A 10,268-nucleotide genomic window follows, 5' to 3' on the forward strand; every position below is an offset into this window, starting at 1 on the left:
GTTGCGCAGCATAGGCGCTGTACCTGTTTTTTCAGTATTGTCCTTGCAAGAAAGAATCTCCTGGCCTGAAAGGGCTTCTCCCCTTTTTTTAAAAAGTGAAACCAACATGACTACATTTACCGTCAATGGCAAAGCCATTGTCACCGCGGTTGATCCCGTTACCCCGTTGCTATGGGTGATCCGCGACGAAATCGGCATGAAGGGTACCAAGTTTGGTTGCGGCATCGGCATGTGCGGCGCGTGTACTGTCCACCTCAATGGGCGCGCAATCCGTTCGTGTATCACCCCGATCAGCGTCGTCGCCGATGCCGCGATCACGACCATCGAAGGCTTGTCTACCGATGGCCAGCATCCGCTGCAGAAAGCCTGGATCGCCACGCAGGCACCGCAATGCGGCTACTGCCAGTCGGGTCAGATCATGCAGGCGGCGACGCTGCTCAATGATTTTCCGGAGCCGACCGACGCCAACATCGATGCGGTCATGAGCGGCAATCTGTGCCGCTGCATGGCCTACGTGCGCATCCGCAAAGCCATCAAGCTTGCCGCCGCCGACATGAAGGGAGCTCCCCGTGCTTGATCAACTCATCAAACAACAGCAGCAAGCACCCGGTTCATTGAGCCGTCGCAGTTTCATGATTGCCGCTGCCGGCACCAGTTTCACGATGGCGTTCCTGAGCCCGACTCTGGCCCTGGCTGCCGGTCAGGCAGGCAGTGTTGACGCGCCGGTATTCGATCCGACTATCTGGTTCCAGATCGACCGCGACGGTATCGTCACCGTCAACATCGCCAAGGCTGAAATGGGCCAGCACATCGGTACCGCGCTGGCGCGCATCGTCGCCGACGAGCTCGAAGTGAGCTGGTCATCGGTGCGCCTGAACTACGTCGACACCGATCCGAAGTGGGGCATGATGATCACCGGCGGTAGCTGGTCGGTGTGGCAGAGTTTTGATCCGCTCAGTCGTGCCGGTGCTGCCGGTCGCATCGCGTTGATCGACGAGGCAGCCCGTCTGCTCGATGTCAACGCCGCCGATTGCCAGGCCCGCGACGGCGTCATCACGGCTGGTACCAAGTCGATCACGTACGCCGAGATCGTCCGTACCGGCAAGCTCGGTCGCACCTTCACGCCCGATGCCTTGAAAGCCATCGTCCTGAAAACACCAGACCAGCGCCGCCTGATCGGTCGCGACGTGCAAGCCATCGACGTGCCATCCAAGACCAATGGCGCAGCAATTTACGGTATTGATGCCGTCGTTGAAGGAATGGTCTATGCCCGTCCGCGTATCCCGCCAACCCGCTACGGGTCGAGCGTGGTGTCGATCGACGATAGCGCGGCCCGCAAGGTCAAGGGTTACATCAAGTCAGTTGCCCTCAAGGATCCGTCGAACACGGTACCGGGCTGGGTCATGGTGTTTGCCGATTCCTACGCAGCAGCCATTCGCGCAGCGGATCTGGTCGTCATCAAGTGGCGTGCCGGTGCCGCCGCCAAGGTGTCGGAAGCCGACATTCTGGCGCATGCCAGCAAGCTGATCGGGGATGCCTCGAAAGGTTCGCTGGTGGTCGCCGACGACGGCGTCGAAGCCGCGTTCGCAAAAGCGAGTACCCGCATCGAACACAACTACTCAACCAGCACCGTGCTGCATTTCCAGCTCGAACCGGTCAATGCGCTGGCGCTTGAAAAAGACGGCATCTGGCATATCCACACCGGCAACCAGTGGCAATCGCTGGCGTTGCCAACGTTGGCAAAAGCCCTCGGCGTACCGGAAGCCAAAGTGATGATGCACACCTACTTGCTCGGTGGCGGTTTCGGTCGCCGGCTCAATGGTGATTACGCGATTCCTGCGGCGCTGGCTGCCAAGGCCATGGGTCGTCCGGTCAAGATGATCTGTACCCGTCCCGATGATGCCCGCTTTGACTCGCCGCGCTCGGCCTCTGCCCAGCGTTTGCGCATGGCCTTTGACGACAAGGGCACGGTCACGGCGATGGAACACCACGCCAGTGCGGGCTGGCCAACGCAAGTGATGGTGCCGGCCTTCATGCCTAAGGGCAAGAACGGCGAGCCGTACGATCCGTTTGCTATTTCCGGTGCCGATCACTGGTACACGGTCGGCGCGCATCGCGTGCGGGCGATCTCGAATGATCTGGCCAACAGCACGTTCCGTCCGGGCTGGTTGCGCTCGGTCGGACCGGGCTGGACCAACTGGGCCGTCGAGAGTTTCCTCGACGAAGCGGCCTTTGCCACCAAGGTTGATCCGCTGGCGTTCCGTCTGGCGCTACTCGATGGTAGCGGCAAGAACGCCGGCAGTGCACCGGCCGCTGTGGGTGGTGCCGCACGGATGGCACATGTGTTGCGTCGCGTTGCGGAAAAAGCCGGCTGGGGCACGGCAATGCCGGCCGGTACCGGACTCGGTATCGCCAGCACGTTTGGCCAGGAACGCGACATGCCGACCTGGACTGCCTGCGTGGCCCGCGTGAAGGTCGACAGCACCACCGGCGACGTGAAGGTCGTCAAGCTGTTCATGGTCATTGATGCCGGAACCATCATCCATCCGGATGGCGCGCTGGCCCAGGCCGAGGGCGGGGCGTTGTGGGGCATGAGCATGGCGCTGTTCGAGGGAACCGAGTTCGTCAACGGCGAAGTCCGCGACACCAATCTCGGCACCTACACGCCGCTGCGCATGGCCGACGTGCCGGAGATGGACATCGAGTTCGTCACCAGCACCGAGACGGCCACCGGCATGGGCGAACCACCGACCACCGTCGTCGGTCCGGCGATTGCCAATGCGATTCACGCTGCCGTCGGCGTGCGCTTGCGCGACTTGCCGATGCGGCCTGCTGCCTTGCTCAAGGCGCTGGGGAAAAAACCAGTCGCCTGATCCATGGCCGTGATCTGATCACGCCGCAGTAACCCGACAGCCCGGTTCGCGCATCAAGCGCGTACCGGGCTGTTTTGTTTGTCGGCCGCGCTTTTTGGACTGACCTGCGCGATCCCCAGCAATTCCTTCAACTGCGCGGTATTGGGTCGGCTGACCGGCACCACCGTCTGCTGGCGGTCGGCCATCATCAGGCTGACCGACTCGTCTTTCATGACGAGTTCGACAGCATGCGGCAGGCTGACGATGTGGCTGCGATGAGTACGGAAATAGATGGCGGGATCGAGTCGCGCTTCCACATCTGATAGCGACAGGTTCGACATGTACTGGTCATCGGCCGTGACAATGGTGGTGTAGTGGCCATCCGCCTGAAAGCGCACTACATCCTTCATATCGATCAGCATGACCCGGTTCTTGCGATAGACCGGAATCTTCAGCAAGCGGCGCGGTGGCGGATCGGAACGTGCCGTGGCCGGTGCACCGGCCGGTGCCGTCGTGATATCGGTCAGGTCATAAAAAATCATGCAGGTCCCGACCACCCCGGCGAGGCCCACCATCTTCGAGACTTTCACGACCAGTACCCGGTCCGGAATATTGATCATCATCGCCACCGGTGCTGGCGACTTCATCGGACAACTGCCGTCCTGTCCTGTCTGCAGCAGCAGACGCAACTTGTCGCGACTTTTTTCAGGATGCATTTGCAGCACGTCGATACCGAGCAATTTATCGGGATCGACTCCCATCGAATATTGCGCCGCCGGTCCGAGCAACTGCGCGGCGACATCGTTCATGGCGGTGACGTGATTGGTCGGGTCCAGCCAGACCATGCCGGGATTGAATTGCTCGAGTTTATGCAGGAAGGTTTCCTGAATGACGGGTTCGGAATACTTCATCGGTGTGCTGCCGAGGAATGGATTACTGGGGGCATGCGTGTCTCCGGTTGCCAGTTTGTTCTGGCTGGTTATTGATTTTTTTTTTTTATGATCGTCGTTTTTTGCAGTTCGTGCAAGTTTTCCGGTGACTCGGGAAGACCTGTCCGCTGTTCGGGAATTGCTTGTCTGTTCGCCGCCCTACGCATGCAATTATCGTTGTGCCAGCCACCGGTACTGTGCTGGCCACCCCATAACAACGAGGAGACAGCGTGATCCCGCGCCCATTTGAATACCACGCCCCAACCACCTTGCCCGCTGCGATCGCACTGCTCGATCAATACGGCGACGAGGCTAAATTGCTGGCCGGTGGCCATAGCATGCTGCCAATGATGAAACTGCGTTTTGCCGAACCGGCCCACCTGATCGACCTGCGCAAGATCGCCGCACTCAAGGGCATTCGCGAGGTCGGCAATGAAATTCGCATCGGCGCGATGACGACCGAAAACGAATTGATCTGGTCGCCGCTGCTGCAGCAAAAATGTCCGCTGCTGGTCGAAGGTGCCGGTCTGATCTCGGACCCACAAGTGCGCTACATGGGCACGCTGGGCGGCGACATTTCCCATGCCGATCCGGCCAACGACCATCCGGCGCTGATGATCGCGCTGGGTGCCTCGTTCGTGCTCACCAGTGCTGCCGGTGAGCGCGTCGTCAGCGCCGATGGCTACTTCCTCGGGCTGTACTACACCTTGCTCGAACCCGGCGAAATCATGACCGAGATCCGTATCCCGACACCGGCACCCGGCAGTGGTTCCTGCTACGCCAAGCTCAAGCGCAAGACCGGCGATTACGCCACGGCAGCAGCGGCTGTGCTGCTGCGTATGCAAGGTGGCGTGGTTGCTGAAGTTGCCATCACGCTGACCAATCTGGGCGAAACCGCGCTCAAGGCCAACGACGCCGAAAACTACCTGCGCGGCAAACCGCTCGATGACGACACGATCCGCGAAGCGGCCCGCCTTGCAATGGCGATCTGCGACCCGGCCGCCGATTTGCGTGGCGACGTCGAGTACAAAACCGCAATGGCTGGCGAGATGACGCAACGTGCATTGCGTACTGCGCTGTCGCGCTGCAGCGCCTGAACCCCGGAGAATGGTGATGATTAAAAAAATGATGGTGACCTTCAAACTCAACGGTAAGTCCACTGATGTAGTGGTCGAGCCACGCGAACTGCTGATCCACACGTTGCGTGAAAAATGTCTGCACACCGGCCCGCACATCGGTTGCGATTCGTCGCACTGCGGTGCCTGCACGGTTGATGTCGATGGCATGTCGGTCAAGTCCTGCACGATGCTGACGGTGCAGGCCGACGGGTCCGAATTGCTGACCATCGAAGGCTTTGCGCAAGGCGGCGAACTGCATGCGCTGCAGGAAGGCTTCATGCAGGAACACGGTCTGCAATGCGGCTTCTGCACACCCGGCATGATCACCCGCGCCTACCGTCTGCTGAAAGAAAATCCGGACCCGACCGAAGCCGAAATCCGCTACTGGATGGCCGGCAATCTGTGCCGCTGCACCGGTTACCAGAACATCGTCAAGGCGGTCCAGTACGCCGCCCGCAAGTTACGCGGCGAGCCGGTACAGACCTCGTATCCGCTGATGGAAACGACGACGCACTGAGCGCACTGAGCGCACTGAGCACCCGAAGACTCACGGAGATAATCATGGACGCAACAATAGACACCAAGACAGTACCAAGTAACGAAGACCGCCTGGCCAAACTCGAAGGCATGGGCTGTTCGCGCAAGCGCTACGAAGATCCGCGCTTCATCCAGGGCAAGGGCAATTACGTCGACGACATCAAGATGCCCAACATGCTCGTCGGCGTGATGGTGCGCAGTCCGTATGCCCATGCCCGCATCAAGAGCATCGACACCAGCAAGGCGCTGGCCCATCCCGGCGTGTACGCGGTGCTGACCGCTGAAGACCTCAAGCCGCTCAAGCTGCACTGGATGCCGACACTGGCCGGTGACGTGCAGGCCGTGCTGGCCGATGGCAAGGTGGTGTTCCAGAATCAGGAAGTCGCTTTCGTGGTGGCTGAAGACCGCTATATCGCTGCCGATGCGGCCGAGCTGGTCGAGGTCGAATACGAACCGCTGGCAGTGCTGGTCGATCCGCTCAAGGCGATGGCCCCCGATGCTCCGACCGTGCGTGACGATATCAAGGACAAGGACGTCGGCGCGCATGGCGCGCGCAAGCATCCGAACCATATTTTTACGTGGGACATCGGCGACAAGGATAAGACCGACCGCGCCTTCGACAATGCCGAAGTGACCGTCAAGCAGGACATGATTTATCAGCGCGTGCATCCGTGTCCGCTCGAGACCTGCGGTTGCGTGGCGTCGTTCGACAAGATTCGCGGCGACCTGATGGTCTACATCACGTCGCAGGCACCGCATGTGGTGCGTACCGTGGTCGGCATGCTGTCGTCGATTCCCGAATCGAAAATCCGCATCATCTCGCCTGACATCGGCGGCGGCTTTGGCAACAAGGTTGGTATTTATCCCGGCTATGTGTGCGCCATCGTTGCCTCGATCGTGCTGGGCCGGCCGGTCAAATGGATCGAGTCGCGCACCGAGAACCTGACCACCACCGCGTTCGCCCGCGACTACCACATGACCGGCGAACTGGCCGCCGACAAGGATGGCAAGATCAAGGCACTGCGGGTCCACGTGACCGCCGATCATGGTGCTTTCGATGCCTGCGCCGATCCGAGCAAATGGCCGGCTGGCATGTTCCATGTCGTCACCGGTTCGTACGATATTCCGAATGCCTTCGTCTCGGTCGACGGTATCTACACCAACAAATGTCCGGGCGGCGTGTCGTACCGCTGTTCGTTCCGCGTCACCGAAGCGGTGTATCTGATCGAACGCATGGTCGACGTGCTGGCGCAAAAGCTGGGCATCGACAAGGCCGAAATCCGCTTCCGCAATTTCCTGCGCAAGGACCAGTTCCCGTACCAGACCGCACTCGGTCTCGAATACGATTCGGGCGATTACGAACCGGCGCTGCGCAAGGGATTGGCCGCGCTCGATTACCCGGCTTTGCGGGCCGAACAGGCAGCACGCCGCGCTGATCCGGATGCCGCCACGCTGATGGGCATCGGCATCTGTACCTTCACCGAAATCGTCGGTGCCGGTCCGTCGAAGATGTGCGACATCCTCGGCATCGGCATGTTCGACTCGTGCGAAATCCGGGTTCATCCGGATGGCTCGGCGATTGCCCGCATGGGTACCATCAGCCAAGGGCAGGGGCATCAGACGACCTACGCTCAGATCATCGCTTCAGTGGCTGGCATCCCGGCTTCGCTGATTACGGTCGAGGAGGGCGATACCGCCACCGCGCCGTACGGACTCGGCACCTACGGTTCGCGTTCGACGCCGGTCGCCGGTGCTGCGATTGCACGTGCCTCGCACAAGATCCGCGAGAAGGCCCGCAAGATCGCGGCGCATCTGCTTGAAGTCAGCCCGGACGATGTCGAATTTGACCTCGATCGCTTTGTCGTCAAGGGTGCGCCGGACCAGGCCAAGAGCATCAAGGAAGTCGCCTGGGCGGCCTACAACAATGTTCCCGAAGGGATGGAGATGGGACTCGAAGCGGTCGACTATTACGACCCGCCGAATTTCACTTTCCCGTTCGGCACCTACATCTGCGTGGTCGATGTCGATCGCTTTTCCGGCGAGACCAAGATCCGGCGTTTTTACGCGCTCGATGATTGCGGCACCCGCATCAACCCGATGATTATCGAAGGCCAGGTTCATGGTGGTCTGACCGAAGGCTTTGCGGTGGCGATGGGCCAGCAGCTGACATACGACGATGCTGGCAATGTGCTGGGTGGCACGCTGATGGATTACTTCCTGCCGACCAGCATGGAAACGCCGCACTGGGAAACCGACTTCACTGTTACGCCGTCGCCGCATCATCCGATCGGTGCCAAGGGTGTCGCCGAGTCGCCGCACGTCGGGTCGATTCCGTGCTTCACGGCGGCGATGGTCGATGCCTTTGCCCATCTCGGCGTGACCCACATGAACATGCCGCACAACAGCTTCAGGGTCTGGCAGCAAAGCCATGCGCTTAACCTGGACCAGCGCTAGGTCAGTGCCTGACCTCGCCGGACCGCTTCACTTCAGAACAAGGAATCACGCATGAATGTCGTCATAGAAAAAGTTTTCCCCATGCCCTGCAGCGCTGACACCGCGTGGCAGTTTTTGCAGAATATCGAAGGCGTTGGCAATTGCATGCCGGGCGCAAAAATCACCGAGCGCGTCGATGAGAAAAATCACAAGGGCACCGTCAGCGTCAAGGTCGGACCGGCCTCGATGTCCTTTCGCGGCAATATCGAAGTGCGCGAAGTCGATGCCGCCACGCGCACGCTGCATCTGATCGGCACCGGCTCCGACGTGACCGGTACGTCGGGTGCCTCGATGGATCTGGTGGCGACGGTGAAGGATACCGGCGGCACGACGTGCGAACTGGTTGGCAAGAGCGAGGTCGGGATGACTGGCAAGGCCGCTGCCTTCGGCGGTCGCGTGATGAACTCGGTGGCCGAACAGATCCTCAAGCAGTTCGCTGCCAACTTCGCAGTACAGGTGGAGGCGCTGCAATCGCAGCAGCTCGCACCGGTACCCGTGCAATCCGAGATGAACGGATTGGCGCTGGCCTGGGCAGTGGTGCGTGACTGGTGGCACGGGCTGTTTGCCCGCAAGTCGGCCTGAGGCAAGCATGACGACCGAGCGCATGCACACGGTCCTGACGCTGCAGCGACAACTGCAGCAGCTCGGGTATGTGGCCGAGCCGGGTCTGGCGGCAACGCTATTGCTGATGACGGCAATGGGGCGGCCGCTGCTGCTTGAAGGCGAGGCCGGTGTCGGCAAGACCGAGATCGCCAAGGTGCTCGCGCAAGTGCATCAGACCCGCTTGATCCGGCTGCAATGTTACGAAGGACTCGATGCCCATTCGACGCTGTACGAATGGAATTACCAGCGCCAGCTGCTGGCCATCAAGCTGCTCGATGACGATCCGCGTCCGGTCGCCGAGAAAGAGCAGGACATTTTTTCGGAGCGCTATTTGCTGCGCCGGCCTTTGCTCGAAGCGATCAGCAGCACGACGCCGGTGGTCTTGCTGATCGATGAAATCGACCGCGCCGACGAAGCCTTTGAAGCGTATTTGATGGAGGTGCTGTCGGACTTCCAGGTCTCGATTCCGGAACTCGGTACGATCAAGGCGGTGTCGCGGCCGCTCGTGATCCTGACCTCGAATGGCACGCGCGAATTGTCGGATGCGTTGCGGCGGCGCTGTCTGTACCAGTACGTTGACTATCCGGGTTTTGAAAAGGAATTGCTGATCGTCGAGACGCGCTTGCCGCAGATGCCGCTGCAACTTGCACGACAGGTGGTCGAGTTTGTCCAGGCGTTGCGCCAGATGGATTTGCAGAAAAAACCCGGCATCGCCGAAACGCTGGACTGGGCGGCGGCGTTGCTGCAACTGGGCGTGAGCAGTCTTGATGAGAGCGGCATCGACGGCATCATGGCATCGCTGTCGGCGCTGGTGAAAACCCAGGCCGATGGGGCTAGCCTGAGCCGTGTCGTGGTGAAGAAAATGGCGGCGGCGTGCTGACGGCGATGGCACCTGAGTTGTCGCGCAGGCTGGCCGCACGCTACGTCGGCTTTGTCGGATTCCTGCGCGAAAACGGCATGCAGGTTGCCAGTGACTATGGGGTCGATGCCTTGCGGGTAGCAGAACAATCCGGCCAGTTTGATGCGTCGCTGTTGCGCTGGAATTTGCGCGCGCTGCTGTGTTCGCGGGCTGAAGACTGGCGACGTTTCGATGGCTTGTTCGATGCGTATTTCCTGCCGCCGAACCGGCAAAAAACAGTCGAGACCCATGCCGGCGGTGCCGGTCAGGTTGATCTGGCCGGTGAGGCAGGCGGCTTGCGCGACAGCAGCGATGGCACACCGCTGGCATCGGCGGGCGGCACCGATGGCGACGATACCGACGGCGCGACCGCGCAGCACGGTGCCAGTCTTGACGAGGCACTCGACCAGGCGGATTTCCGGCATTTGCATCAGCCTGAAGAATTGCAGGCGCTGGATGCGCTGATGCGGCAATTCGCACGGCGACTGCGCCTGCTTGCGTTGCGCCGCGAGCAGTGCGCCAGCGCCGGTCGTCGCATCGATCTGGCCCGCACGATCCGGCGCAGCATCGCGCATGGCGGCATGCCGCTTGATCTGGCCTGGCGCAAGCCGCGCACGCAGCGACCGCGATTGGTGCTGCTGCTCGACGTGAGTCGCTCGATGAGTCTGTACAGTTTTTTTTATTTGCGGCTGGCGCGTGCGCTGTCGCTGCTGCTGACGGATGTGCATTGTTTTCTGTATCACACGCGGCTGGTCGGCGTGGCCGAAGCGCTGCGCGATCCGGATGCGTGGCGCGCGCAGGAGCGGCTGCAATTGCTGTCGGCGGGTTGGGCGGGCGG

Annotated in this window: 9 protein-coding genes; 8 read left to right on the forward strand and 1 reads right to left on the reverse strand. The window is 60.9% G+C overall.

Features of this window, described 5'->3' with window-relative positions:
• Window positions 1–106 precede the first annotated feature (106 nt).
• Window positions 107–577: a (2Fe-2S)-binding protein gene (locus tag QN370_RS15335; protein ID WP_322127936.1), complete on the forward strand. Its 471-nt coding sequence runs from the start codon at window positions 107–109 to the stop codon at window positions 575–577.
• Window positions 570–2,873 carry a xanthine dehydrogenase family protein molybdopterin-binding subunit gene (locus QN370_RS15340; protein ID WP_322127935.1) on the forward strand — a complete coding sequence of 768 codons (2,304 nt, stop codon included), beginning with the start codon at window positions 570–572 and terminating at the stop codon, window positions 2,871–2,873. The genes QN370_RS15335 and QN370_RS15340 overlap by 8 nt, the downstream gene beginning before the upstream one ends.
• Before the next feature lie 53 nt (window positions 2,874–2,926).
• On the opposite strand, the gene QN370_RS15345 is transcribed toward QN370_RS15340, so the two are convergent.
• The gene (locus tag QN370_RS15345; protein WP_322127934.1) at window positions 2,927–3,763 is read right to left on the reverse strand and encodes a LytTR family DNA-binding domain-containing protein; all 837 of its coding nucleotides are present in this window, start codon (window positions 3,761–3,763) and stop codon (window positions 2,927–2,929) included.
• A gap of 248 nt (window positions 3,764–4,011) precedes the next feature.
• Here QN370_RS15345 and QN370_RS15350 point away from each other — a divergent pair, with 248 nt between their 5' ends.
• The 6 genes from QN370_RS15350 to QN370_RS15375 all read left to right on the forward strand — a co-directional run.
• The gene (locus QN370_RS15350) at window positions 4,012–4,878 is read left to right on the forward strand and encodes a xanthine dehydrogenase family protein subunit M (protein WP_322127933.1); all 867 of its coding nucleotides are present in this window, start codon (window positions 4,012–4,014) and stop codon (window positions 4,876–4,878) included.
• Window positions 4,879–4,894: 16 nt separating this feature from the next.
• On the forward strand, window positions 4,895–5,416 hold the full coding sequence (locus QN370_RS15355) for a (2Fe-2S)-binding protein (RefSeq protein WP_322122801.1): 522 nt from the start codon (window positions 4,895–4,897) through the stop codon (window positions 5,414–5,416).
• 44 nt (window positions 5,417–5,460) lie between these two features.
• On the forward strand, window positions 5,461–7,890 hold the full coding sequence (locus QN370_RS15360; protein ID WP_322127932.1) for an aerobic carbon-monoxide dehydrogenase large subunit: 2,430 nt from the start codon (window positions 5,461–5,463) through the stop codon (window positions 7,888–7,890).
• Between the two features lie 51 nt (window positions 7,891–7,941).
• Window positions 7,942–8,511 (forward strand): SRPBCC family protein, encoded by a 570-nt coding sequence (locus QN370_RS15365; protein ID WP_322127931.1) that lies wholly within the window; start codon window positions 7,942–7,944, stop codon window positions 8,509–8,511.
• 7 nt (window positions 8,512–8,518) lie between these two features.
• Window positions 8,519–9,412 carry a MoxR family ATPase gene (locus QN370_RS15370; protein WP_322127930.1) on the forward strand — a complete coding sequence of 298 codons (894 nt, stop codon included), beginning with the start codon at window positions 8,519–8,521 and terminating at the stop codon, window positions 9,410–9,412.
• The coding region (locus QN370_RS15375; RefSeq protein ID WP_323581746.1) for a VWA domain-containing protein at window positions 9,406–10,268 on the forward strand (863 nt) is incomplete at its 3' end. The genes QN370_RS15370 and QN370_RS15375, both read left to right, overlap by 7 nt.

Source organism: Actimicrobium sp. CCI2.3 (assembly GCF_035019065.1).
In the GTDB taxonomy this organism is placed as follows: Bacteria; Pseudomonadota; Gammaproteobacteria; order Burkholderiales; family Burkholderiaceae_D; genus Actimicrobium.